Origin of the sequence: Kaistella pullorum (assembly GCF_014837035.1) — a bacterium.
GTDB classification, from domain to species: domain Bacteria; phylum Bacteroidota; class Bacteroidia; order Flavobacteriales; family Weeksellaceae; genus Kaistella; species Kaistella rhinocerotis.
In genome coordinates this window covers 496,962-521,256 of sequence record NZ_JACSPS010000002.1, presented here as the reverse complement: position 1 = coordinate 521,256, position 24,295 = coordinate 496,962, and the positions used below count along the sequence as shown (strand labels likewise).

23 protein-coding genes are annotated in these 24,295 nt (G+C 43.2%); 14 read left to right on the top strand and 9 right to left on the bottom strand.

Features of this window, described 5'->3' with window-relative positions:
- Positions 1-51 precede the first annotated feature (51 nt).
- From H9628_RS06810 to H9628_RS06790, 5 genes are all read left to right on the top strand, one after another.
- Positions 52-1,326, top strand: a complete 1,275-nt coding sequence (locus H9628_RS06810) for an aminotransferase class I/II-fold pyridoxal phosphate-dependent enzyme (protein WP_251833369.1) — start codon at positions 52-54, stop codon at positions 1,324-1,326.
- A gap of 108 nt (positions 1,327-1,434) precedes the next feature.
- Positions 1,435-1,845 carry a nucleoside diphosphate kinase regulator gene (rnk, locus tag H9628_RS06805; RefSeq protein WP_251833368.1) on the top strand — a complete coding sequence of 137 codons (411 nt, stop codon included), beginning with the start codon at positions 1,435-1,437 and terminating at the stop codon, positions 1,843-1,845.
- A gap of 194 nt (positions 1,846-2,039) precedes the next feature.
- Positions 2,040-3,221 carry a hypothetical protein gene (locus H9628_RS06800; protein WP_251833367.1) on the top strand — a complete coding sequence of 394 codons (1,182 nt, stop codon included), beginning with the start codon at positions 2,040-2,042 and terminating at the stop codon, positions 3,219-3,221.
- Positions 3,221-4,087 (top strand): DMT family transporter, encoded by an 867-nt coding sequence (locus tag H9628_RS06795; protein WP_251833366.1) that lies wholly within the window; start codon positions 3,221-3,223, stop codon positions 4,085-4,087. Before H9628_RS06800 ends, H9628_RS06795 begins: the two co-directional genes overlap by 1 nt.
- Positions 4,088-4,142: 55 nt before the next feature.
- Positions 4,143-6,329 carry a B12-binding domain-containing radical SAM protein gene (locus H9628_RS06790; RefSeq protein ID WP_251833365.1) on the top strand — a complete coding sequence of 729 codons (2,187 nt, stop codon included), beginning with the start codon at positions 4,143-4,145 and terminating at the stop codon, positions 6,327-6,329.
- A 91-nt stretch (positions 6,330-6,420) separates the two neighbouring features.
- Here H9628_RS06790 and H9628_RS06785 read toward each other — a convergent pair whose 3' ends face one another.
- Together H9628_RS06785 and atpD are read right to left on the bottom strand one after the other, a co-directional pair.
- The gene (locus H9628_RS06785; RefSeq protein WP_251833364.1) at positions 6,421-6,702 is read right to left on the bottom strand and encodes a FoF1 ATP synthase subunit delta/epsilon; all 282 of its coding nucleotides are present in this window, start codon (positions 6,700-6,702) and stop codon (positions 6,421-6,423) included.
- Positions 6,703-6,789: 87 nt separating this feature from the next.
- On the bottom strand, positions 6,790-8,301 hold the full coding sequence (atpD, locus tag H9628_RS06780) for a F0F1 ATP synthase subunit beta (RefSeq protein WP_251833363.1): 1,512 nt from the start codon (positions 8,299-8,301) through the stop codon (positions 6,790-6,792).
- Between the two features lie 102 nt (positions 8,302-8,403).
- On the opposite strand from atpD, the gene H9628_RS06775 reads away from it, so the two are divergent.
- Positions 8,404-9,324: a bifunctional riboflavin kinase/FAD synthetase gene (locus H9628_RS06775; RefSeq protein ID WP_251833721.1), complete on the top strand. Its 921-nt coding sequence runs from the start codon at positions 8,404-8,406 to the stop codon at positions 9,322-9,324.
- Here the strand turns inward: H9628_RS06775 and H9628_RS06770 are convergent.
- Positions 9,321-9,677 carry an MmcQ/YjbR family DNA-binding protein gene (locus tag H9628_RS06770; protein WP_251833362.1) on the bottom strand — a complete coding sequence of 119 codons (357 nt, stop codon included), beginning with the start codon at positions 9,675-9,677 and terminating at the stop codon, positions 9,321-9,323. The two genes, H9628_RS06775 and H9628_RS06770, sit on opposite strands and share 4 nt — an antisense overlap.
- 104 nt (positions 9,678-9,781) lie before the next feature.
- Between H9628_RS06770 and H9628_RS06765 the strand changes: the two genes are divergently transcribed.
- Positions 9,782-10,429: an NAD(P)H-binding protein gene (locus H9628_RS06765; RefSeq protein ID WP_251833361.1), complete on the top strand. Its 648-nt coding sequence runs from the start codon at positions 9,782-9,784 to the stop codon at positions 10,427-10,429.
- A gap of 35 nt (positions 10,430-10,464) precedes the next feature.
- On the opposite strand, the gene frr is transcribed toward H9628_RS06765, so the two are convergent.
- Together frr and pyrH are read right to left on the bottom strand one after the other, a co-directional pair.
- Entirely contained in the window at positions 10,465-11,019 is a 555-nt protein-coding gene (frr, locus tag H9628_RS06760; RefSeq protein ID WP_251833360.1) for a ribosome recycling factor, read from the bottom strand.
- Positions 11,020-11,064: 45 nt separating this feature from the next.
- Positions 11,065-11,772 carry a UMP kinase gene (gene pyrH, locus H9628_RS06755; protein WP_251833359.1) on the bottom strand — a complete coding sequence of 236 codons (708 nt, stop codon included), beginning with the start codon at positions 11,770-11,772 and terminating at the stop codon, positions 11,065-11,067.
- A gap of 138 nt (positions 11,773-11,910) precedes the next feature.
- Between pyrH and porQ the strand changes: the two genes are divergently transcribed.
- From porQ to H9628_RS06730, 5 genes are all read left to right on the top strand, one after another.
- On the top strand, positions 11,911-12,909 hold the full coding sequence (gene porQ / locus H9628_RS06750) for a type IX secretion system protein PorQ (protein ID WP_251833358.1): 999 nt from the start codon (positions 11,911-11,913) through the stop codon (positions 12,907-12,909).
- Positions 12,910-12,981: 72 nt separating this feature from the next.
- Positions 12,982-13,656 (top strand): (d)CMP kinase, encoded by a 675-nt coding sequence (cmk, locus tag H9628_RS06745; RefSeq protein WP_251833357.1) that lies wholly within the window; start codon positions 12,982-12,984, stop codon positions 13,654-13,656.
- Between the two features lie 98 nt (positions 13,657-13,754).
- Entirely contained in the window at positions 13,755-14,138 is a 384-nt protein-coding gene (locus tag H9628_RS06740; protein ID WP_251833356.1) for a YtxH domain-containing protein, read from the top strand.
- Positions 14,139-14,215: 77 nt separating this feature from the next.
- Positions 14,216-14,524 (top strand): phage holin family protein, encoded by a 309-nt coding sequence (locus H9628_RS06735; protein ID WP_251833355.1) that lies wholly within the window; start codon positions 14,216-14,218, stop codon positions 14,522-14,524.
- A 4-nt stretch (positions 14,525-14,528) separates the two neighbouring features.
- Positions 14,529-15,026 (top strand): phosphoribosyl-ATP pyrophosphatase, encoded by a 498-nt coding sequence (locus tag H9628_RS06730; RefSeq protein ID WP_251833354.1) that lies wholly within the window; start codon positions 14,529-14,531, stop codon positions 15,024-15,026.
- 24 nt (positions 15,027-15,050) lie between these two features.
- Here the strand turns inward: H9628_RS06730 and H9628_RS06725 are convergent, their stop codons facing one another.
- Positions 15,051-15,776: an RNA methyltransferase gene (locus H9628_RS06725; RefSeq protein ID WP_251833353.1), complete on the bottom strand. Its 726-nt coding sequence runs from the start codon at positions 15,774-15,776 to the stop codon at positions 15,051-15,053.
- On the opposite strand from H9628_RS06725, the gene tamL reads away from it, so the two are divergent.
- Positions 15,762-18,323, top strand: a complete 2,562-nt coding sequence (gene tamL / locus H9628_RS06720) for a translocation and assembly module lipoprotein TamL (protein ID WP_251833352.1) — start codon at positions 15,762-15,764, stop codon at positions 18,321-18,323. The two genes, H9628_RS06725 and tamL, sit on opposite strands and share 15 nt — an antisense overlap.
- A gap of 120 nt (positions 18,324-18,443) precedes the next feature.
- On the top strand, positions 18,444-18,719 hold the full coding sequence (locus tag H9628_RS06715; RefSeq protein WP_251833351.1) for a PDZ domain-containing protein: 276 nt from the start codon (positions 18,444-18,446) through the stop codon (positions 18,717-18,719).
- Positions 18,720-18,754: 35 nt separating this feature from the next.
- Here H9628_RS06715 and H9628_RS06710 read toward each other — a convergent pair whose 3' ends face one another.
- From H9628_RS06710 to H9628_RS06700, 3 genes are all read right to left on the bottom strand, one after another.
- A complete protein-coding gene (locus H9628_RS06710) occupies positions 18,755-21,358 on the bottom strand; it encodes a DNA gyrase/topoisomerase IV subunit A (RefSeq protein ID WP_251833350.1) in 2,604 nt (867 codons plus the stop codon).
- Between the two features lie 55 nt (positions 21,359-21,413).
- Complete coding sequence (locus tag H9628_RS06705) at positions 21,414-23,297, bottom strand: DNA topoisomerase IV subunit B (protein ID WP_251833349.1); 1,884 nt, start codon at positions 23,295-23,297, stop codon at positions 21,414-21,416.
- 201 nt (positions 23,298-23,498) lie between these two features.
- Positions 23,499-24,281 (bottom strand): TIGR00266 family protein, encoded by a 783-nt coding sequence (locus tag H9628_RS06700; protein WP_251833348.1) that lies wholly within the window; start codon positions 24,279-24,281, stop codon positions 23,499-23,501.
- Positions 24,282-24,295 lie beyond the last annotated feature (14 nt).

The window sequence follows — 24,295 nt, the reverse complement described above, 5'->3', positions numbered from 1 at the left end:
TGAAATCATTAACTTTGCCGCTATCCTATATTTAATACATTTAATTACGTAATGACAGATATTTTTGAACGGTTAAGACAGAACCCCGGACCGCTGGGGCAGTTTGCAGATTATGCCGAAGGTTATTTTGTATTCCCAAAACTCGAGGGGCCTATCGGGCCGCGGATGCAGTTTCAGGGCCGCGAGGTGGTTTTCTGGAGCGCGAATGATTACCTGGGTCTCTGCAACCATCCGGAAGTTTTGGAAGCTGATGCAAAAGCAGCTGCTGAATTCGGGATGTTCTACCCTATGGGCGCCCGCGCAATGTCAGGAGAAACGGCGCAGCACCAGCAACTCGAAAGAGAACTGGCAGAATTTGTAAATAAAGAAGCTGCATATCTGTTAAATTTTGGCTATCAGGGCATGGTTTCTACCATTGATGCTTTGGTTTCACGCCATGACGTGATTGTTTATGATGCAGATTCGCATGCGTGTATCGTAGACGGGGTGCGTCTTCATATGGGTAAAAGTTTTACTTTCAAACATAATGATATCGCAAGTTTAGAAAAGAATCTGGCCCGTGCGACAAAAGTAGCTGAAGAAAACGGAGGCGGTATCCTGGTGATTACCGAAGGTGTTTTCGGGATGCGCGGAATGCAGGGAAAGATCAAAGAAATCTGCGATCTTAAATCCAAATTCGATTTCCGACTTTTAGTAGATGATGCACATGGTTTCGGAACATTGGGTAAAACTGGTGCCGGCGCTGGTGAAGAACAGGGTTGCCAGGATCAGATCGATATTTATTTCTCAACATTTGCCAAGTCAATGGCTGGTTTCGGTGCATTCATCGCGGGTGACCAGGAGATCATCAGAATCCTGAAATACAACCTGCGTTCACAGGTTTTTGCGAAGTCGCTGACGATGCCTATGGTAATCGGAGGTCTGAAAAGACTTGAACTGCTTCGGTCACGTCCGGAAATAAAAGCCAAACTTTGGGAGAACGTAAACAAGCTTCAGAATGGTCTTATAGAACGCGGTTTCAACATCGGTGGTACCAACACGTGTGTTACGCCTGTAATGATGCAGGGTTCTACGGTAGAAGCAACGCTTCTAGTGCAGGATCTGCGCGAAAATTATGGTATCTTCACCTCGGTAGTGATTTATCCGGTAATACCAAAAGGCATGATACTTCTCAGACTGATCCCTACCGCATCGCACACCGATTCGGAGATTAATGAAACGCTGGATGCTTTCGATGCAATTCATGATAAACTTACCTCAGGTTTCTACAAGGAGCAGGAGCAGAAACTTTTAGAAGAAAAAAACCTCCAGTTCAAGAATTCATAGAATTTTCAAACAGTTATTAATAATATAAACCGCTTGAAATTCAGGCGGTTTTTTGTAGGTTTAAAGTGACCATTCTCAAATTTAAATAATAGCAAAAAATTATAACACATGAAAGAAATTATCATCACCAAGCAAGATTCGAACAGGATCCATAAATCAATTATGGATGCCAAAAAAAACAACAGTATAAAGAAAGAAGATGCAGAAAGGCTTTTGCGTGAACTGCATGCAGCAAAGATCGTGGAGTCTGCCGAGATACCGGCTGATGTAGTGACGATGAACTCGGTGGTGAAAATCCATTTCCAGAATAATAAGACTGAAACCGAATTTAAAATAGTCTATCCGGAGCAGGCAAATATTAAAGAAAAGAAAATTTCGATCTTTTCACCGGTTGCAGCCGCGCTTATCGGCTATCGCGTAAAAGATGAAATCGACTGGATAGTGCCGTCAGGAATGACAAAGATTATCATTGACGAAATAATTTATCAGCCCGAGGCAGCCGGAGATTTTGAGCTGTAATGCCAAGTACTCCCAGGTTCACAACAAAAAATCCGCCCTGGCCTAGCCGGTGGCGGATTTTTCTCGTTATATATGGATGTGTTTTTCTCGTTACTGAATCTTCAGCAAAAATACAAGTATCACGGCTTTTATTTTTGCCCAAGTTTGCCCATTTTCTGAAATGCATTATCTTTAGCAAAAATTAGTAACTACATATGATTCAAAAGCTCAGACGCGAGTTTGAAGAGATTTATTTCAGCACGATTTCTACCACCAAAGGTTTGGAAGCATTAGCCGTAAACATCGGCATCTCAAAGAATTCTATGCGCCGTTTTCTCGGCAAGATTCAGGATAATACAAAGCTTCGCGACTCCACACTAAGCCTTATCGCGCAAAGACTTGGCTACAAAGATTACCGCGATTATTGCAATAGTGTGGGCCGGGAAAAGTACACGCTTGATTTTGAATTACTCGACATTTATTACGGAATCGTCAAAGGTCAGGGTACGTCGCTCAACGAAACGCGTTTCCAGCTGGCGAACTATTATTTTGCCGAAAAAATCATCTCCGATCCTCAAAATCTGAAAGAATTCGTCAAACGTTTTGCACAGAATGAGGAGGCGCTCGAATATGTTTTGGCATGGCATCCATCGTATGAGAACGTGGCGTACAAACACTATCAGGACGCATTGCTGAATCTGGCTAAATTCAGTTCAAAAGCCCACATCAAAGTTTTCGCATTGGCATTCGTATATTTCGGCAAGTTCATGTCCGAAAGTTTGCAGGTGGAAGAATCAGGCAAACTATTGGTTCAAATTGAAAAAAATGTGGTAAAAATGCGCCGGGAAAGTGAAAAGTTCGATGCATTCCCGGAAGCACGGTACATGATTGCAAGGTGCATCCATGATTATCTTAGCAATGGTGACGGTAATAAGTATCATGTTCCAGAACACCTGCAGCGCGAAATCACGCTTTCTCATGTGCCGAATCTCACCTTCACAGAACGTTTTATCTATCGTACCTACGTCACCAATATCCTCAATGTCCTAAAAGATTACGAGAGTGCGGATATATGCTTTGGTGAGGATGTTTCTGAGAAGACAATCAAGCAATTCGAAGTTGATAATCACGCTTATCGTGCGCATGTTTTCCTTTACAGACTGGAGCGCGCTATCACGCTATACCATCTGGGGCAAAAAGATGCCGCGATGGATATCTTTGAGTTGCTGCCCAGCGATATCAATAACGTGAAAACATTTTCGTTTGACAGCAAAATGTATTTCGAATTGAAATACCTCTTTTTTGCGCAAAAACTATATCCGAAACGTAAAGATATCCGAGGCAGGTTCGAGCTTTTGGCAAACAGGATGAAATTCACATACCTACAAAAAATATAATGTTCCCCATATTTTTCACTATTCTGGGGCACATCGCGTATGGAACCACCAATGTACTTTGGAAGAATCCACGGAACGAGGTCGGTACCTTGCCGCTGATTATTATTCGCAGTTTAGGGTGTCTCGTTATTTTCTCAGTTTCATTTTTCGTTCTCCAGGCAGTCGGAATTATCAGTATTCCACAGGTTTCGGCAAGTGATATATTACAGACTATGGGTATATGCGCCATAAATTATTTTGGTCTCTTCTTTTATTTAAAAGCGATGAAACATGCGCCCGTTGCGCATACCATCGGCTTTGGAAAAATCGGGTTGATCATCGGTATTGCCGTAGGATATTTCGTGTATGATGAAGAAATTTCCCTGCTTAAAATATTCTTGGCTGCACTGGTACTCATTGGCGTTTCGATGATTGAATTCTCATCGGGAAAACGTACAACTTTATTGTCAAAAGGTTTACTGTATTCAGTTTTATGCAAGGTTTTTTGGAGCACCGCGTTCCTTTATGTTCCGTTCATTACTAAATTAGGACCGATTCTGTTCTGCGTAGTGCTCGAGTTCACAGTCTGTACAATGAGCCTTCTTCTTTTTCTGTGGAAACCTACAAAAATATCACACCTTACGGTCAGTAAAAGAACTAAATATGAAATCGGCCTACTCATCATTTTGGGTACGCTCGGGACGTTTTGTTTAAATTTTGCGCTGGCCAATATCAGTATTATAATGTTCGCTGTAATAGGTTTGATAGAACCTGTAATAGGGCTTAGCATCTCCAAACTTTACCATAAAGAAAAACTTTCGCGTATACAGCAGTGGGGTATTGCTGCGGGCGTAGCAGCAGCATTTATTCTGTCCGCTACTAAGTAAAATTTGGAGATTATAATTAGTCCCGGGAATACGGTAAATTTGCAAAAAATTGCTTTTGAACGATATCCTCCTTATCACGCCTCCATTTACTCAGCTTAATACTCCTTATCCGGCCACAGCTTATATTAAAGGATTTCTTAATACAAAAAATATCCGAAGCTTCCAGATGGATTTGGGAATTGAAGTGATTTTGGAGTTGTTTTCTAAAAAAGGAATGACTGATGTCTTTGCACAACCGATCGATCTGCAGACTACCTCCTTAAATTCCCAAAGAATTTTCTCGCTCAGAAGTGAGTATATCAGGACTATTGATCAGGTAATTCTATTCCTTCAGAACAAAAATGCGACGTTGGCCCGACAAATCTGTACGATGAATTTTCTGCCTGAAGCCTCACGTTTTGCACAACTCGACGAGCTCGATTACGCTTTCGGGACTATGGGCTTGCAGGACAAAGCAAAACATCTGGCTACACTTTATCTCGAAGATCTTTCAGATTATATCGTTGAAAATATTGATCCTGATTTCGGTTTCAGCCGCTATGCAGAACGGATCGGCCATAGCGCAAACTCATTCGACGAATTATATCACAAGATTGTAGGACCTCAGACGTACATTGACGGCCTGACTTTGAAAATTCTCGCTCAGCACCTTACACTCGAAAATCCACGGTTAATCTGTTTTTCAGTTCCGTTTCCGGGCAATCTATACTCTGCTTTCCGTGCCGCTAAGTATATTAAGGAAAACTACGCTCACATTAAAACAGCAATGGGTGGCGGATTTCCAAATACAGAACTCCGTCAATTAAGCGACAAGCGAGTTTTTGAATTTTTTGATTTTATCACGCTGGATGATGGTGAACTTCCGGTTGAATTATTGATCAAAAACCTTGATGAAGACGGTCCGAAATCTTATAAAAGAACTTTTCTGTTAGAGGACGATCAGGTTGTTTACGTGAATAATTCGTCTTTGGCGGATTATCGCCAGGCTGAAGTAGGCACGCCGGATTACGGTGATTTGCTGACAGACAGATATATTTCGGTGATTGAAATCGCAAACCCTATGCATAGCCTCTGGAGCGACGGGCGCTGGAATAAGCTGACGATGGCGCACGGCTGCTATTGGGGCAAATGTACTTTCTGTGATATTTCACTTGATTATATCCGGATTTACGAACCGGTCGCCGCTAAAATTCTGGTTAACAGAATGGAAGAACTGATCGCATCGACAGGTGAATCTGGCTTTCATTTCGTGGATGAAGCCGCACCGCCGGCCCTGATGCGCGAAGTTGCACTTGAAATTATACGCAGAAAACTGGTGGTAACCTGGTGGACAAATATCAGATTTGAAAAGAGCTTCAGCCGTGATCTGTGTGTGTTGCTTAAACTTTCAGGGTGCGTCGCGGTTTCCGGCGGACTGGAAGTCGCCGGTGACCGGCTCCTGAAGCTTATTGATAAAGGAGTGTCTGTAGCACAGGTGGCGCGGGTTACCAGAAATTTCACCGAAGCCGGGATTATGGTTCATGCTTATCTGATGTACGGATTCCCGACGCAGACAATTCAGGAGACGGTAGATTCTCTCGAAATGGTAAGACAGATGTTCGAGATGGGCGTTTTGCAAAGCGGTTTCTGGCATCAGTTTGCGCTGACGGCACACTCTCCCATCGGTATAAATCCACAGGAGTTTGGCATAACACCGGTGAAACGTGAGATTTCGTTTGCCAATAATGACATCGATTTCACAGACAGCACCGGAATAGATCATAGCAAGTTCAGTTTTGGCCTCAAAAAGTCTCTCTTCAACTTTATGCACGGAATTAATTTTGACGTTCCACTGCAGGAATGGTTTGATTTTAAAATTCCGCGTCCAACCGTCGATCCGGACTACATCCACGATTCTCTAGTTGAAGATGAAGTTTTTAAATTCAAGGCTAATTCAAAGATTATATTCATGCATCCGGAGCCGATCAAGGATGATTTCATTAAGTCAAAGAAGGGAGATTCGTGGGAAATTACTTCACTTACTTTTCATCTGAATACGAATATTCTTAAAATTGAATTAAAACAAAAGCTCGCTGCTTGGCTTACTGAGAGCATGCTGAGACATTCAATAAAAAACGGGAGTCAAATTACCCTTCATCAGCTTAAAAATGATTTCGAACTGCACTTTGAAAACTTCGAAATGTTCTGGTTTTCCAAACCTGTTCAGCAATTAAAAGAAAACGGAATTATTTTAAGCCTCTAAAAATTATTACAGATTCTTTAAGTGTAAACTTTCTATAAAAAAAATCCCGGAAACTAATTCCGGGATTCTGTTTTTGTATCTGAATAGAAAATTATTCTGCAAGAATAATCCCTTTATTACCGCTGAATTCCACTACTCCGCTTTTCACTTCGATTGAATATACGCTGTCAGACGTATTTTCTTTTGTAAAGTGGTTGGCGTAGTTTTCAGGAATTTCGTTCGTATAAACCCTCACCTTACCGCCTGTAAGCGAGGCTACGATGGCCGCGTGATCTTTCTTGATGTGGAAATCTCCGTTTTTGCCGGGAAGCAGTACTGAACTTACTTCGCCTTCGAAAGCTACAAACTCTGGGGTTAATATTTTAATGTTCATTTTCTTTAGATTTTTAGATTAAGAGATTTGAGATGGGAGACTGACCAAAGTCTATTGTCTCCTATCTAAACTTCTCAAGTCTAACTTTTACGCGTTTTCTGCCAACATTTTCTGTCCGGCCTCGATTGCTTCTTCGATGGTTCCTTTAAGGTTGAAAGCAGCTTCTGGCAGGTGATCCAGTTCTCCGTCGATGATCATGTTGAATCCTTTGATGGTGTCCTTAATATCTACCAATGCACCTTTAAGACCTGTAAACTGCTCTGCAACGTGGAAAGGCTGAGAAAGGAAACGCTGTACTTTACGAGCGCGGTAAACTGAAAGTTTATCTTCTTCTGAAAGTTCTTCCATACCAAGAATCGCGATAATATCCTGTAAAGCTTTGTATTTCTGAAGGATTTCTTTTACTCTCTGTGCACAGTCGTAATGCTCATCACCTAAGATCTCAGGAGTTAGGATTCTTGAAGTTGACGCCAATGGATCAACCGCGGGATAAATACCTAAGGAAGCAATCTTTCTGTCCAAAACCGTTGTTGCATCAAGGTGAGCAAATGTAGTTGCAGGAGCCGGGTCAGTCAAGTCATCCGCAGGTACGTAGATCGCCTGTACTGAAGTAATTGAACCGTTTTTAGTTGAAGTAATTCTTTCCTGCATCGCACCCATTTCAGACGCCAGCGTTGGCTGGTAACCTACCGCTGATGGCATACGGCCTAGAAGTGCCGAAACCTCAGAACCTGCCTGTGTGAAACGGAAGATGTTATCAACGAAGAAAAGTACGTCTCTACCCTGTCCTTGTCCGTCACCATCACGGAAGTATTCAGCAATTGTAAGACCCGAAAGTGCTACTCGCGCTCTTGCTCCAGGTGGCTCGTTCATCTGTCCGAAAACGAAAGTACATTTAGAGTCTTTCATTTCTTCCATATCTACTTTAGATAAGTCCCAACCGCCATTTTCCATGGAGTGCATAAACTCATCACCGTATTTAATAATGCCGGATTCCAGCATCTCTCTCAAAAGGTCATTTCCTTCTCTCGTTCTTTCACCTACACCGGCAAAAACCGAAAGACCACCGTGTCCCTTTGCAATATTGTTAATCAATTCCTGAATAAGTACTGTCTTACCTACACCAGCTCCACCGAACAAACCAATTTTACCACCTTTTGCATAAGGCTCTACAAGGTCGATTACTTTAATACCAGTGAAAAGAACTTCTGCAGATGTAGAAAGCTGATCGAATTTTGGTGCTTCTCTGTGAATTGGCAAGCCGCCGGTTTCTTTTGAAACTTCCTGGATACCATCAATAGCGTCACCTACCACGTTGAACAGACGTCCATATACACCTTCGCCGGTTGGCATGGTGATTTGGCGGCCCTGGGAAATAACTTCCTGACCTCTCTGAAGACCATCTGTAGCATCCATTGCGATACATCTTACAGAATCTTCACCGATATGTTGTTCTACCTCAAGAATTACTTTGTTACCGTCTGTTTTCAAGATTTCCAGTGCGTCATAGATCTTTGGAAGCTCTGCTGCATCCGAGAAAACTACGTCGATTACCGGACCGATAATTTGAGAAATTTTTCCTTTAATTTGGTTTGCCATTGCTGATTTTTTTCGTGTGTGCAAATATAATGAAACTTCCCAAATTGGCAATTGCTTTTAAAAGAAGATTTTTATCATATTTGCAGCATCAAATCAGCACTTTTGAACATCATCAAAAACCTTCACGGATACACAGCCCAAAAGCCACTCGCGCTGTCAATCGGCATGTTCGATGGAGTTCACCTCGGACATCAGCAAATCATTAAAAAACTGAATGCTTTCGCTGCACAGAATAATCTGGATTCCGCGTTGTTGACCTTTTGGCCGCATCCGAGGAAAGTTTTTAACCCAAATGATGATTTAAAATTACTGAATACCATTGACGAAAAAACTTACCTTCTGCAGAAGAACGGTATCCAGCATCTGTTTTTGAAGGAATTCGACGAACGTTTCCGCAATTTGACCGGTGGAGAGTTTGTAAAGCAGATTTTAGTTGAAAAACTCAATGTAAAATACCTGATCATCGGTTACGATCACACATTCGGCAAAAACAAAAGCGGAGATTTCGCGTTGCTGGAAAAGATGGCACCCGAATGTGGTTTTGAACTCGAGCAAGTACAGGCCGTGGATTTTGGTAAAGCGCCAATAAGTTCTACCCAAATCCGAAATGCGTTGGCAGAAGGAAATGTGGTTGCCGCAAACGAAATGTTGGGCTACGTCTATTCAGTCAACGGCGTGGTTGTTGGCGGTAAGCAAATTGGCCGTACAATTGGTTATCCTACAGCAAACATAAAGGTAGATTCAATGAAACTTCTTCCAAAAAAAGGCGCGTACATCGTGGAAGTTTTTGTTGAAGGTGAGCGTTACAAAGGAATGTTGAGCGTAGGCACAAATCCTACCGTGGGTGGCAGCGCGCTTTCTGTGGAAGTTTACATCTTAGATTTTGATGCAGATATCTACGGTAAAGAAATCTCGGTCAATTTCCGCGAGTTTTTGCATGATGAGATTAAGTTTGAGAGCCTTGAAAAGCTGATTGAAAGGCTTGATGAGGACAAACGCCTCACTGCGGAATTCGGTTTTTAGACTGAATCTTTTACCTCCTGCTGTTTCTTTTTGGTGAGCGACTTGAAAATCAGTTCATAAGAATGATCAATGAGCTTTTTTATCAGTTCCTTCTTTAAACCTTCACAAACTACCGAATTCCAGTGCGTTTTGTTCATGTGATACGCGCCCGAAATCTGCGGATGGTCTGCGCGAAGTTCTTCGCTCCGCTCTGGATCGGTTTTCACGGCAATATGAAGCGGATGTTTATCGAGCGACATCAGCAGGAACATTTTGCCACCAACTTTCAGCACCAGCGTTTCGTTATCGAAAGGAAAGGTTTCTTCGACGCCTTTCTTTTCGTTGCAATAATCAAGAATTTCCGAAGCGTCCATTCAGTTTTAAATTTGTAATGCCTAATGAGCCGTGGCGATTTAAGGACAAAATTATTAAATTTCGGCAAGAAATTGGCATCGGGACCGCTAACCAAATTTTTTATATGAAAGCTTTAATAATCGGCGCGACGGGCGCTACTGGAAAAGATTTAGTCAAACTTTTACTTAATGATCCCGAATACAGCGAAGTTTCGGTATTTGTCCGAAAGCCTTTAGACATAAACAATTCAAAACTTACCGTAAATGTGGTGGATTTTGATGCTCCTGAAAAGTGGCAAAAATTAGCACAGGGTGATGTTGCATTCTCCTGTTTGGGGACCACATTGAAAGCAGCCGGCAGCAAAGATGCCCAATGGAAAGTGGATTTTGATTATCAGTATAATTTCGCAAAGGCAGCACATGAAAACGGTGTTGAAGATTTTGTACTGGTTTCCGCGTATGGTGCGAATCCGCGGTCAAAAATATTCTATTCAAGGATGAAGGGTGAACTGGAGGAAAAAATTAAAGCACTCGAATTTCCAAAGCTCACGTTTTTTCAGCCCGGAATGCTCGAGCGCAAGGATTCTGACCGTACCGGAGAAGTTTTGGGTGCAAAAGTGCTGAAGTTTGCAAACAGTCTTGGATTATTTAAAAGTCAAAAACCTTTGCCTACCCATGTTTTAGCTCAGGCGATGATTAATGCCGCCAAAATTAAATCTAAAAGTTTCTCAGAGATCAAACTGGGCAATATCTTCAGTTTCGCCGCGAAATAGCACAAAAAAGTTCTGATTTCTCAGAACTTTTTGTTTTAAACTTTCATGATGTCTGCCTCCTTTGTTTTCAGATGTTCATCGCAAATCTTTACGTACTTGTCGGTTAGCTCCTGAATTTCAGCTTCAGCACCTTTGATAAGGTCTTCGGAAACACCGTCAAGCTTTTTCAGTTCCTTCATGCCGTCCTGGCGTGCATTGCGTACGGTAACTTTGGTTGCTTCGCTTTCCGCTTTTGCCTGCTTTGCCAGCTCGCGGCGGCGCTCTTCTGTAAGTGGCGGAACGTTCAGGATAATATTATCACCATTGTTCATAGGCGCGAAGCCAAGATTTGAATTGACAATCGCTTTTTCGATAGCACCTATTGCACTGCGGTCCCAAGGCTGAATAGAAATGGTCATCGCATCGGGTACCATCACATTTGCCACCTGGTTAAGCGGGGTCGGCGCACCATAATACTCCACCATCACATCCTGCACCATCGAGGTAGATGCCCTACCTGCGCGGATTTTCTGAAAAGCGTGATCTAAGTGTTTCAGCGCAGCATCCATCTCCTGCTTTACCATGTCGATGATTAGATTTATTTCTTCCATAATTTTCTGTTCTTTTTAAAATTATAAATAAATGTATGCAGTAAATTAAAGTCCTACCAGCGTACCTACCTTTTCGCCCTCTACCACGCGCTTTAAGTTTCCTTCGCGATTCATATCAAATACAATGATCGGTAGTTTATTTTCATGACTTAATGTAAAGGCCGTCATATCCATCACTTTCAGGTCCTTGGCGTAAACTTCGTCAAAAGTCAGTGAATTAAATTTCACTGCATCTGCATTTTTCTCCGGATCAGAATCATAGATTCCGTCAACGCGTGTGCCTTTTAAGATCACATCAGCACCAATTTCGATTGCTCTTAAAGTTGCTGCCGTATCGGTTGTGAAATACGGATTCCCGGTTCCGGCACCAAATATCACCACACGGCCTTTCTCAAGATGGCGTGTTGCTTTTCTTTTAATGAATGGTTCAGCCACCTTATCCATTTCAATTGCAGACTGTAGTCTTGTGTGAATTCCCGCATCTTCCAGAGCGCCCTGCAGTGCCATGCCGTTGATCACGGTTGCCAGCATCCCCATATAATCTCCCTGCACACGGTCCATCCCTTTAGCAGCGCCGGCAAGCCCGCGGAAAATATTACCGCCACCGATAACGATCGCCACTTCGCAACCCATATCGACCACTTTTTTTATTTCAGCAGCATATGCCTTCAGGCGGTCATTATCAATACCATACTGACGGTTTCCCATGAGGGCTTCACCACTTAATTTCAGGAGAATTCTCTTATATTTCATTTATTAGTTTTTAAAACTGCATTTTTGCCCTGCAAATATAAGGAAACGCGAATAATTCCGTTAATACATTTAAATTTAGACTAAAAATTTCATCCGAATTTTTCTAAAAAAATTACTTTTGCAAACACAGATCATCATTTGAAAAAACTCTTTGCATATTCCGCTCTGCTGTGTTCTACACTTTTTTTCGCTCAGGAAGGGACGCGGGTGTATCCGTTTCTCAACCTCCCGTTTTCGGCTCGTCAGGCAGCGATGGGTGGTGACGCTGTTTCAATACGTGATTATGATGTGAGTTTTGCAGGTGTAAATCCGGCGGTAATGAATATCGAGCAGGATGAAATGTTAGCCATAAACTATGCATCTTACCTTGCCGATTCTAAATACGGAACCTTCACCTACGCCCGTGATCTGCAGGAAGCACATCTGATTTCTCTGAGCGCCCGCTATATGGATTATGGCCGCATGCCGCGAACTGATGAAAGTGCAAATATCGACGGTGAATTCGGAGCGATGGATGCGTCTGTGGGTGTTGGCTACGCCTATCAGTTTGATGAAGACTGGACGATCGGCGGAAGTGCGAATTTCGTGACCTCAAAAATCGATACTTACGCGTCAATGGCCGTTGTAGGAAATGCAGGCGTAACTTACCATAATAGGAAAAGCAACGAAACTGTGGCCCTTGTTTTCCGGAATTTTGGCTATCAGTTTAAGACCTTTAATGGTTTGCGCGAAAATGTAGCTTTCAGGGTAGACCTGGGTTATACAAGGATTTTAGACGAGTTCCCGCTCGCATTTACCATTACCGCGCACGACCTTCAGCAGTTTAATATTTCACAGGATTATAACAATAACGGTCAGCCGATCAGCTGGCAGCGCAAATTTGCCGACCATTTTTCCCTTGGTGCCGAACTTTTCCCACAACAGGCCTTTAATATCAGACTTGGATATAATATACGCCGGGGCAACGAGTTGGCAGTTTTGGACCAGCGGAGTTTCGCAGGCTTAAGCGCGGGTTTCGGAATTAAGATATCTTCTTTCAGGTTCGATTATGCGCATGTACGCTATCACAATGCCTCTAACACGAATATGTTTGGGCTTACGCTGGACCTCATAGAAGTTTCCGGAAACAGACGCTGATAATTTTCAGATTTAAGGAAAGACAGCCGCTTCCCTGGCTTAAAATTCAAAAAAAAAGATGAAATTTGCGCTATGAGAAAACCTGTCATAGCAATAGATGGCTACTCCTCCACCGGCAAAAGTTCAATTTCAAAAATATTGGCAGAGCGACTCGGACTTATTCATATGGACACCGGCGCGCTGTACCGCGGTATCACCTACTATTCCTTACAGTGTTGTGCTGATGCGCAAGGAAATATCAACTTCGAAAAAGTATTTGACAATCTTAAAAACATAAGTCTGGAATTCCGAAAAACCGGCGACATACTGACTTTATTCCTGGACGGTGAAGATATTTCGCAGCAAATCCGTACGAAAGAAGTTTCGGATCATGTAAGCCAGATTGCTTGCCAAAAAGAGGTTCGCGCGTTCCTACTGGATACACAGCGAGCTATTGCGGCACAAGGCGGCGTTATTTTAGACGGCCGTGATATCGGCACGGTGGTGTTGCCCAATGCCGATTATAAGTTTTTCCTTACCGCCAGCATTGAAGAAAGAACCAAAAGACGCTTTCTCGAACTCCAGAATATGGGTGTGGAAATATCAGCTGAGGAGGTGAGCCACAATTTAACGACTCGCGACAAGATTGACAGTGAACGTGAAATTGCGCCACTTCGGCAAGCTGAAGATGCCATTTTGATCGATAACTCAAATATGTCTAAAGACGAAACAATCGCTGCAATAATAAGCCATATTGCCGAGTTTTAACATTTATTTAAGAAAGTACCCTTTCAATTGGTATATAAATTGTAATCCTTTGTTGAAATAAATCAAACATTAATTATTAACTATTAAAAATTATTAAAATGTCTAAAAAAGGTAATAATTCAGCAGGAGTTTTAGCCGGTTTACTTGCAGGTGCAGCAGCAGGTATTGTTCTTGGAATGCTTTACGCTCCGGAAGAAGGCAAAGAAACCAGAAGAAAGGTAAAGGAGAAAGCAAATGAGCTGAAGGATGTAGCCGTAGACCAATATGGCAGAGTTTCTGAGAAAGCTAAAGAGCAGTTCCAGGATGTATCTGGCAAAGTGCGTGACCAGTATGGCAACATCACTACGCAGGTAAAAGAAACAGCAGATAAAGTAGTATCATCTGTAAAAGAAGGCTACGACCGCTATAAAGATCAGGCAATCGCTACTACCACAGAGGTTGTAAAAGATGTAGAGAATGAATTAGACGGCATGAAATCTTAGGAAGATGCGGTAATTCAAAACCAACAGGAACTTTAAATTTTTGAAGTTCCTTTTTTGTAACTTTAAACATAAACATTATGCTTGACCTCGTAAAAGAATACACCTCGAAGAGGCTCACGCTTCTTAAGATGGAGGCAACCGAAAAGTCTTCGGTTACGGCAGGTACGGTTACCTATCTTACGCTGGCCGCGGTGGCTGCGCTCTTTTTTATCATTCTGCTGAATATTGGCCTGGGCTTCTTGATCGGCACGTGGGTAGATAACTATGGTTACGGTTTCCTTATACTTGCCGGTTTTTATCTGCTGCTTATCCTGATTGTTTTCGCTGCGCGAAATGCCATCAAAGCCGCTGTCGCAAATAAAATCATCAAATCACTAAACAGCTAAAATTATGGATACTAAATACAGTAATTTAGAAGAACTGAAGCGAAAGAAAGAACTTCTTAAGAAAGATGTTTCAGGCCTTGAGGATTTATTGACTTTTGACAATACGAAGGAAAGTTTGAGTGCTTTTACCAATGGTTTTACCGACAGATTTCTGAAGGAGGAACCAAAAGCGGGCGGTGGCACAGAACTTAAATTTGACGGAAGCGGAATTGTAAAAGAATTCGCGGAGAATCTTAAAGATTCTATTCTCCACAAAAATACTGTTCGTAATTTCGCCGCAAATCCAGGAACGGTCGCGATGGCCGAAAATGCTTTAAAACTTGGCGCGGTAAGCTATATCGGTAATTATGCGCGCAAAAATTTAAGCAACACGAGTTGGAAAAAGAAAGCCATCGGACTTGCACTGATCTATGTAGCACCTGTGGTACTGAAAATGGTACGCGAGAGGCTTGAAGACTATCAGCGAAGCCGCACTACATCGAGCATGCAGCAACTTATATAATCTAAACCGCCTGGGCGGTTTTTTTTATTTGGAAAATATCTGTCCTAAAATAATGCCCGCGGCCATCGAAACGTTCAGGCTTTCTGTAGCCTGCGATTTTCCCATACGCGGAATCGTGATCTTATCTGTTAAAATTGCTTCAGTTTCAGGACGTATTCCGTTTCCTTCATTGCCCAAGACCAAATCAAATTCCGTTGGAAACCGGAAACTATAAGTGCTTTCGCCCTGCATATCAGTTCCGATAACCGCCCGGCCTGAAAAATTGAAATAGTTCTGAAGATCGGTATACAGGATGTTTACGCGAAGAAACGAGCCCATGCTAGCCTGGATTACTTTGGGATTGTAATAATCAGCAGTGTCCTCACTGCAAATTATTTGTTCGATACCGAACCAATCGGCAAGGCGGATGATGGTACCCAGGTTCCCCGGATCCTGGATGCCGTCCAGAACTAATTGCACAGGAACATCACTTTTCATTTCCGGTTTGATGATCTCACAAACCGCAACTGAGTCTTTCGGATTTTGCAGAAAACTTATGCGTCTTAGTTCTATTTCAGAAACCGCTGTTATCTCTGTATCACTAATATTAAGCGCAGTAGGATCAACCGAGTACAGCTGCTGGATTCTGTAGCGTGAACCCGGGATTTCTTTGATGGTTTTGTTGCCTTCAACCAAAAACAAATTGTATTTTTGTCTGAACTTCTTCCTGTCCAGGGACTGTAAAATCTTTAGTGTATGAGCGGTAAGCATCTGTTAAAATATTATCAAAAGTATCATATATTTTTCGCTTTCGCAATTGCAGTCTCGCTTCTGTACGCCTGCAGCACCACCCGCAAAGTCCCCGATGGTGAATATTTGCTCACAAAAAATAATTTCCGCTATGAAGACGGAAAGCTTTTTGCAGACCAGGTTCCCGATTATGTAAGCCAAAAGCCAAATAAAAAACAGCTGTTTCTGTTTCCGATCGGTCTGTGGATGTACAATGCCACAAATCCTAAATACGACTCGATACTGAATGAGTACCTTACCTACCCGTCTGAAATTCGGGATCAGAAGTTGCGCGACTCGCTTTTCATTAAATACAATCACCCCGAATATGTGGGCAAAAGCCTCTTTTATGAAAGGTTCATGCACAATATCGGCCAGCCACCGGTAATCCTGGATCAGGGTAAAACCGAAACCAGCGCCAACTCTATACGAAAATACTTCGTGTATCGCGGCTATTGGGATGCCGATGTAAAATTCAGTCATGACCTTGATTCAGCGGCTAAAAAAGCGCAGGCAAACTATCTTATCACCCATCGTGAACCTACAATCATCAGCGATTATTATTATAATATTCCGGATCCCGCGATACGCTCTGTTTACGAAGAAGATCTAAGCAAAAGTCTTGTGCAGGGGAAGAATATTTTAGACCAGAGCGTGCTCGAAAAAGAAGTAAAACGTATCAACGACCTTATGAAAGAGCGCGGATATTACCGTTTCAATAACTCAAATGAAGAAATTTATTTCACTGCTGACACGCTGCAAAGCCGCAAACAGGTCCCGCTGACGATGGATATCCACCGTGACTCCCTGGATACCCCATACCGGAAGACTACAATCGGCGATATTAAAGTTCATTATCTTGAGAAACTTGCCGACACCGTTGATACGGTAAAAGATTCACTGCTCGGAATCAATTTTTACAAACTCGATGATCAGTATAAAACGATCGCGCTTTGGCGACCGCTAATCTTAAAGAAGGGTGACCTTTACCAGCAGCGCAATCTGGATCTTACCAAGCGGAACATCGCGTCCACAAACAATTTCAGCGTGCTGAAGTATGATGAAATCCTGCGTAAAGACAATGACAGTATATTGGATGTGAGTTATTATCTCGCGCCACTTCCGAAATATGACCTACGGATCGCCACTGACCTTAATTATTCTCAAATCCTGAATTTCGGCATATCGCCGTCTGTGGATCTCACTACTCGAAATGTCTTTGGTGGCGCAGAAAACCTTGTCACGAGTGTATCAGGTATTTTTGGTTCAATCGAAAATACCAAGGATCCGGATAAGCGTGTATTGGCTTACGAAGTTTCCGCACAGGGATCGCTCAATTTTCCGCGTCTGCTGATGCCTTTCACAACCTGGAAATTGATCCCAAAACGCTTTTCACCGGCCAGTTCCATCGTTTTGGGCACATCTGTCCAGAATAATATTGGCTTGGGGAGAATTGGGTTTAATGCGGGCTTAAATTATTTCGCGAATGTAAATGACATCGTCACGCACCGTTTGTCACTGTTCAACACGCAACTTAGTTTGACGCGTAACAAAGACCGTTATTATGATTTTTTTCCGGTAGATGAAGGGGTAAGAAATGCTGTTTTTGATGATTATTCACCGGCGCTTGTGAATGATTTTAATAACGGGACTATCACATCTGATGAGTTCGCGACCATAATCTTAAATGATGAGCAGTATCAAAATTCGCTTTCGGGGGACCGGCTTTCGCTGTTCAATACGTTCCGCCAGTCACTCATCAACAAAGACAGACAGACGCAGGACGTACTCATTTCCTCAATGATTTACAACTTTATCTACAATGAGATTGGTAAAAAAGACAGACCGAATCCGGTTTATCTTAATGCAAAGGTAGAACTTGCAGGCAATGTGTTTAGTCTTTTTAATAACAGGACAGAAAATGACGGGGTTGTTTCCGGAGCTTCCAAGACCATTTTTAATATTCCGTACTCTCAGTTCGTGAAATTTGATGTAGATATTCGGAAATATTACACGTTCTTCAACGGAAAACATACGTTGGCACTCCGACAGTTCATCGGCGTGGGCATTCCTTACGGCAATTCATCCACGATGCCTTTTGTAAGGTCTTATTTTAACGGCGGGTCCAATGACATTCGGGCATGGCGTGTTTTCGGCGGTTTGGGACCGGCAGATTCACAACTCGATGAGAAAATCCGAAGCTACGCAATGGATAATTTAAAACTTACCACAAACGTAGAATACAGAGTTCCGTTCACCCCAATGTTTGAGGGAGCGGCATTCGTTGATGCGGGTAACATTTGGGGCTTAAAAGATACCGGCTTTGGCGATGAATTTAAGTTCAGCAAATTCATCTCGCAGATGGGTGTCGGAACTGGCGTAGGTGTAAGGATAAATGTGGCTTACATCACGCTGCGGCTCGATGCCGCTTACAAGGTGTACGACCCTAACCGGCCGCTGGGCGAGCGTTTTGTTTTGGGCGAGACCTGGAAACCGGTACTCAACTTTGCTTTCGGTTATCCGTTTTAAAATGCAACCGCAGTTCCTTACTGCGGTTTTTTTTTACTAAAAAAATCAAAGGGCACAAACTTAGCTACAGGTCCGGCGGTTGGAAATAACCTGTAAACATTAAACATTTAAACAAAAAAAATGAATAACGAACTACCACAGTTTAAAGTAACACTTGGCATAATGCCAAACTACGCCGACACGAAGGACGGAATGCTGATCGACGGCGTTTCCGAAAACCGCCCTGCAGCGCTTGCGGGCATCAAGGCAGGTGATGTTTTGAAACGGATAGGAACGTGCGAGGTAAGCGAAATCTATTCGTATATGGATTGTCTTTCGCGCGTAAATCCCGGCGATCAACTGCCTGTCACCGTAGCACGCGATGGCGAGGAAATCACACTGAATGTTCAGTTTTAAATTAATAAAGACGCTCTGTAAGCGTCTTTATTAATTTATTCATCGAAAAGGCTGCCGATGGTACCTTCGTCCGGGAAATCTTCTTCTTTCACATCTTCATCGATGAAGCTGATGTGGCCGTCTGTGCTTTCCACCACGTCAAAACCGGGATTGATTTCCTCTTCGGGCTCCGGAATATTTACGCTGATGGTTTTCACCCTGTTGCGCGTGAGTTGGTTTCCGATTGCTTTTATGCCTTTCACCGTAATGAACTCGTCAATATTGATTGTTTCAGGTTCGCGCTGTTTGTCTTTTTCTTTCGCAAAAACGATTTCTGCGGTGGCGCCATTGGCAACAATCACCTGCTCGATAAAGGATTTTGGATGTTCTGTAGGCAAAAAGTGCTGGATATTCGTGGTGTTTTCGAGCAGAAAACGTTTGATGAAGTACATCTGTTTCTCGCCATCGTAGTAAATCGCAGTCACCGGCTGCTCCGGTTTCCATTTTTCGAGAACCAAATACTCATCCTCAAACCGGTTCATCAGGTCAAATGACATCAGCCGTGCATCACCATTCGAATTTATGGTAAGGATCTTGTCATCACCTTTGAAAGTTCCGAGCAAAGTTCCGCGCGCATCCGCATTCAGGCGGCGTACCGTGTCATCAAACCAGATTTTCCGCGGTGCCAGCGTAGAATGACCTTCTTCTTTCAGATCTACTTTTTTCACCGCGTATTTAGTGACGAGATTTCCTTTTGAATCACGGCCTTTGATACCTATTTCGGCAAAATCAATCTCAATCTTGTTCTTTCGGATCCTTGCATTAGGCTTCAAAAGTACCGTCACTACTTCGGCTTCGCCATTAGGGTTCGCCGAAAAATAAAGCATTTCCGAACCTTTGGTGTCGGAGGCGAGTTTATAGTCAGTGTTCCGCGTAACGCCGGTTACGGAGAAACGTTTCATGTAGTATGGGCCTTCTTTACCTTCGCGGTAAATCATGTTGTAAACCGTGCGTTTATCGTTCTTTTTCCAAACCGCAACGTGCTGGATGTTTTTACCGATAAACGTCTTTGGTTCCACTTTCACCACTTTCATCGTGCCGTCTTTCTGGAAAGTGATGATGTCATCGATATCCGAGCAGTCAAAAAGATACTGGTCTTTTTTAAGTGATGTCCCGATGAAGCCTTCCTCAAAATTCGCATAAAATTTTTCGTTTGCCACGGCCACTTTCGTCGCATCGATGGTATCAAAAACACGAAGTTCGGTGCGTCTCTCCTTCCCTTTTCCATATTTTTTCTGGATGCCGAGGAAATAATCGATCGCGTACGGAACCAGGTTTTCGAGATGATACTTCACCTGTTCTATTTTAGCCTCCAAATTTTGGAGATTCTCGATCGCTTTATCTTGGTCATAACGGGAAATTCGCATGAACGGAAGTTCGGTAAGCCTGATGATATCTTCAGTTGTCACCGCACGCAGAAGATTTCCCGTAAACGGTTTCAAACCTTTGTCCACCGCTTCATAAACTTCCTCTTTCGAAGATTTACCTTTGATTTCCTGATAGATTTCGTTCTCGATGAAAATCTTTTCAAGACTTGCGAAATGCCACTTTTCCTGCAGTTCGTGAAGCTCAATTTCGAGTTCAGTTTTTAAAAGCTGTACTGTGTGGTCTGTGTTACGTCTTAAGATCTCAGATACAGTGAGGAATTCGGGTTTATCGCCGACAATCACACAGGCATTGGGCGAAATAGGAATTTCACAATCCGTAAAAGCATAAAGCGCATCAATGGTTTTGTCCGGAGAAACATCATTATTCAGCAGAATATTGATTTCCACCTGATCAGACGTGTTATCTTCAATTTTTTTGATCTTAATTTTTCCTTTATCATTGGCTTTGATAATGGAATCTATCAGGTCACCTGTATTTTTACCGTACGGTAGCTCCGTGATGCAGAGTACGTTCTTTTCTTTTTGAATGATTCGCGCGCGTGTCCGGATTCGTCCGCCACGTTCGCCGTCATTATAGTTCGTTACATCCAGCATTCCACCGGTGAGAAAATCCGGGTAAAGCTCGAACTTTTTATTTTTTAAATGTGCTATTGATGCATTGATGAGCTCATTAAAGTTATGAGGCATTATCTTGGTCGAAAGTCCGACACCAATTCCTTCTACCCCCGACGCCAACAGAAGCGGAAACTTCACCGGAAGGTCGATGGGCTCATTGTTCCGGCCATCATAAGATTTTACCCAATGCGTAGTTTTAGGATTAAAGACCACTTCCAGCGCGAAAGGCGTCAGCCTTGCTTCAATATACCGCGCAGCCGCAGCAGAATCGCCGGTAAAAATATTTCCCCAGTTTCCCTGCGTGTCAATCAACAGTTCTTTTTGCCCGATCTGCACCATAGCATCGGTGATGGAGGCGTCGCCATGCGGGTGATACTTCATCGTATTCCCGACGAGGTTCGCCACTTTATTATAGCGCCCATCTTCCAGCTCGCGCATAGAGTGCATGATTCGGCGCTGCACAGGCTTGAAACCATCAAAAATAGAAGGTATAGCACGGTCCAGAATTACGTATGAAGCGTAATCGAGGAACCAGTCTTTATACAGTCCGGAAACTTTTTTCAGTGATTCTTCGTGGTGATTTTCTTGTTCTTCCATCAATCCAGCTCTCGCGTATATTTGGTTTTCTTAATGATTTTTATGTGGTGTACATTTAGGCCTCAGCGTTGGCAAGCTCTACTTTCTTGTCGATTTCGGGATCTTCTACGACCAGATTTTCGAGAATGAAAAGCTGCCTGTCCGGTGTGTTTTTACCCATATAGAACTCGAGTAACTGATCGATCGTCTGATCTTTCCCTAAGACTACCGGTTCAAGCCTGATATCTTTGCCGATGAAATGCTTGAATTCATCGGGAGAGATTTCACCCAAACCTTTAAATCGGGTTATTTCCGGGTTTTTACCTAATTCTTCAAGTGCTTTTATCCGTTCCGGCTCGCTGTAGCAATACCTTGTCTCTTTTTTGTTCCGCACGCGGAAAAGCGGAGTTTGAAGAATGTAAAGATGGCCGTTCCGGATCAGGTCCGGGAAAAACTGAAGGAAGAATGTGATCATCAGAAGGCGGATGTGCATCCCGTCAACATCGGCATCGGTTGCGATCACGACATGGTTGTAACGCAGATCTTCGAGTGAATCTTCAATGTTAAGTGCCGCCTGCAAAAGGTTGAATTCCTCGTTTTCGTAAACAACTCTTTTGGTCAGTCCATAACAGTTCAGCGGCTTCCCTTTCAGCGAAAATACTGCCTGCGTTTCTACATCGCGTGATTTTGTGATGGAACCCGAAGCGGAATCACCCTCGGTAATGAAAATCATCGTTTCACTTTTCCGCAGCGCTTTCTGGTCATTGTAATGCTGGCGGCAATCGCGCAATTTTTTGTTGTGCAGTGAAACTTTCTTCGCTCTTTCACGCGCGAGTTTCTGGATGCCGGAAAGTTCTTTCCGTTCGCGCTCAGAAATTATGATCTTGCGGTTTATTGCTTCTGCAATTTCCGGATTCTGGTGCAGGAAGTTGTCGAGTTTGTTTTTTAAGAAATTGGTTATGAAAGTCCGCACGGTCTCTTTGCCGGGCTCCATTTCATTGGAACCTAATTTGGTCTTCGTCTGCGACTCGAAAACCGGCTCAATCACCTTTACGGCAACCGCTGCAATAATCGATTTGCGGATGTCGGCCGCTTCAAAATTCTTATTGAAAAATTCGCGGATGGTTTTCACATATGCCTCACGGAACGCATTCAGGTGAGTTCCACCCTGCGTGGTGTTCTGGCCGTTGACAAACGAAAAGTACGTTTCCGACTGTGATTTGTCTGAATGTGTGATGGCCACCTCAATATCTTCATCTTTAAGATGAACCACCGGATAGAGAATCTCCCCTTCAATCTCTTCCTGAAGAAGATCCTTCAAGCCGTGCTCTGAGAAATAGGTTTCTCCGTTGAATATGATTTTAAGTCCCGGATTCAGGTAACAGTAATTTTTGAGCATCTTTTCGATGTACTCTTTCCTGAACTTGAAATGGGTAAAAATGCTTCCGTCCGGGATAAAAGTGATTTCGGTTCCGTTGCGGTCAGACGATTCGGTTTCCGGAAAATCTTCCGTGATCAGTCCTTTTGAAAATTCAGCCACTTTCGCCTTGCCATCCCGCACAGATTTAACCCTAAAGTACTCCGAAAGTGCATTCACAGCCTTGGTACCGACACCGTTAAGACCTACAGATTTCTTAAAGGCTTTTGAATCATATTTACCGCCGGTATTCATTTTCGAAACCGCGTCCACCACTTTTCCGAGCGGAATTCCTCGTCCGTAATCGCGGATCGAGGCTTTTCCTTCGTCGATCTTAATTTCGATGCGCTTGCCGGCTTTCATCACGAACTCGTCAATCGAGTTGTCAATGATTTCTTTTAGCAAAATATAGATACCGTCATCGGCCGATGAACCGTCGCCCAGCTTACCGATGTACATTCCGGGTCTTACGCGGATGTGCTCCTGCCAGTCGAGGGTCCTGATGTTGTCTTCTGAGTAGTTTACTGCGTTGTTTTCGCTCATATTTGGGCCTGAATGTTTTTAAAATTCAGCAATCCACAAAAATAGTGAAAGTTAGCTCAAGCTAAAAACTTTGTGGAAAAAATAATGTCCCTAAAAATGCCGTCTTGCCAGGAGAAAATGTATTTGTATTGATCGGCAATTCAGTAAAACTAAAAAAGCACACTGAAGAAGTGTGCCTGATATAATTAAATTCTAAAAAATTTAAATTCCGTCGCCGTCCAGCATTCTGCCCAGACCGCCGAGCAGGCTTCCCTCCTCGCCTTTTTTTGTAGTGCCGAACTGCAGGATCCTGTTCGCCAAACGTGCAATTGGCAACGTCTGAATCCAAACTTTTCCCGGACCGCGGAGCTGTGCGAAAAACAGACCTTCCCCGCCAAAAATGGTATTCTTTATGCCGCCCACAAACTGAATGTCATAATCTACATCTTTCGTAAAGGCCACAATACAGCCCGTATCTATCTTCAAAACTTCGCCCGGCTGCAGTTGTTTTTCGATCACGTGACCGCCGCTGTGTACGAAGGTCATGCCGTCTCCTTCGAGTTTCTGCATGATGAAACCTTCGCCGCCGAAAAGCCCCGTGCCCAGCTTACGCTGGAATTCGATCCCGACCGCCACACCTTTGGCCGCACACAGAAATGAATCTTTCTGGCAAATCACTTTTCCGCCTAATTCTGAAAGGTCAAGCGCGATGATTTTCCCCGAATACGGCGCTGCAAAAGTAACCTGCCGCTTACCGGACGCGGTGTTGGTAAAGGCCGTCATAAACAGGTTTTCGCCGGTGAGCATCCTTTTTCCAGCGGAAAAGAGCTTGCCCATGATACCTTTTTCATTTCCGTCGCCGAACATCGTCTGCATCTGTATGCCGTCTGTCATCATCATGAAACTGCCGGGTTCGGAAATTACGCTTTCATTCGGGTCCAGTTCTATTTCTACGCACTGCATTTCTTCGCCGTGGATTCTGTAGTCGATTTCGTGGTTGTTCATTTTTTTAGGTTTTT

Bases quoted from the DNA above. Each gene is read 5' to 3' on its own strand.
- H9628_RS06810 (WP_251833369.1), top strand. From the start codon at position 52: ATGACAGATATTTTTGAACGGTTAAGACAGAACCCCGGACCGCTGGGG.
- rnk (WP_251833368.1), top strand. From the start codon at position 1,435: ATGAAAGAAATTATCATCACCAAGCAAGATTCGAACAGGATCCATAAA.
- H9628_RS06800 (WP_251833367.1), top strand. From the start codon at position 2,040: ATGATTCAAAAGCTCAGACGCGAGTTTGAAGAGATTTATTTCAGCACG.
- H9628_RS06795 (WP_251833366.1), top strand. From the start codon at position 3,221: ATGTTCCCCATATTTTTCACTATTCTGGGGCACATCGCGTATGGAACC.
- H9628_RS06785 (WP_251833364.1), bottom strand. From the start codon at position 6,702: ATGAACATTAAAATATTAACCCCAGAGTTTGTAGCTTTCGAAGGCGAA.
- atpD (WP_251833363.1), bottom strand. From the start codon at position 8,301: ATGGCAAACCAAATTAAAGGAAAAATTTCTCAAATTATCGGTCCGGTA.
- H9628_RS06770 (WP_251833362.1), bottom strand. From the start codon at position 9,677: ATGGACGCTTCGGAAATTCTTGATTATTGCAACGAAAAGAAAGGCGTC.
- H9628_RS06765 (WP_251833361.1), top strand. From the start codon at position 9,782: ATGAAAGCTTTAATAATCGGCGCGACGGGCGCTACTGGAAAAGATTTA.
- frr (WP_251833360.1), bottom strand. From the start codon at position 11,019: ATGGAAGAAATAAATCTAATCATCGACATGGTAAAGCAGGAGATGGAT.
- pyrH (WP_251833359.1), bottom strand. From the start codon at position 11,772: ATGAAATATAAGAGAATTCTCCTGAAATTAAGTGGTGAAGCCCTCATG.
- cmk (WP_251833357.1), top strand. From the start codon at position 12,982: ATGAGAAAACCTGTCATAGCAATAGATGGCTACTCCTCCACCGGCAAA.
- H9628_RS06740 (WP_251833356.1), top strand. From the start codon at position 13,755: ATGTCTAAAAAAGGTAATAATTCAGCAGGAGTTTTAGCCGGTTTACTT.
- H9628_RS06735 (WP_251833355.1), top strand. From the start codon at position 14,216: ATGCTTGACCTCGTAAAAGAATACACCTCGAAGAGGCTCACGCTTCTT.
- H9628_RS06730 (WP_251833354.1), top strand. From the start codon at position 14,529: ATGGATACTAAATACAGTAATTTAGAAGAACTGAAGCGAAAGAAAGAA.
- tamL (WP_251833352.1), top strand. From the start codon at position 15,762: ATGAGCGGTAAGCATCTGTTAAAATATTATCAAAAGTATCATATATTT.
- H9628_RS06725 (WP_251833353.1), bottom strand. From the start codon at position 15,776: ATGCTTACCGCTCATACACTAAAGATTTTACAGTCCCTGGACAGGAAG.
- H9628_RS06715 (WP_251833351.1), top strand. From the start codon at position 18,444: ATGAATAACGAACTACCACAGTTTAAAGTAACACTTGGCATAATGCCA.
- H9628_RS06710 (WP_251833350.1), bottom strand. From the start codon at position 21,358: ATGGAAGAACAAGAAAATCACCACGAAGAATCACTGAAAAAAGTTTCC.
- H9628_RS06705 (WP_251833349.1), bottom strand. From the start codon at position 23,297: ATGAGCGAAAACAACGCAGTAAACTACTCAGAAGACAACATCAGGACC.
- H9628_RS06700 (WP_251833348.1), bottom strand. From the start codon at position 24,281: ATGAACAACCACGAAATCGACTACAGAATCCACGGCGAAGAAATGCAG.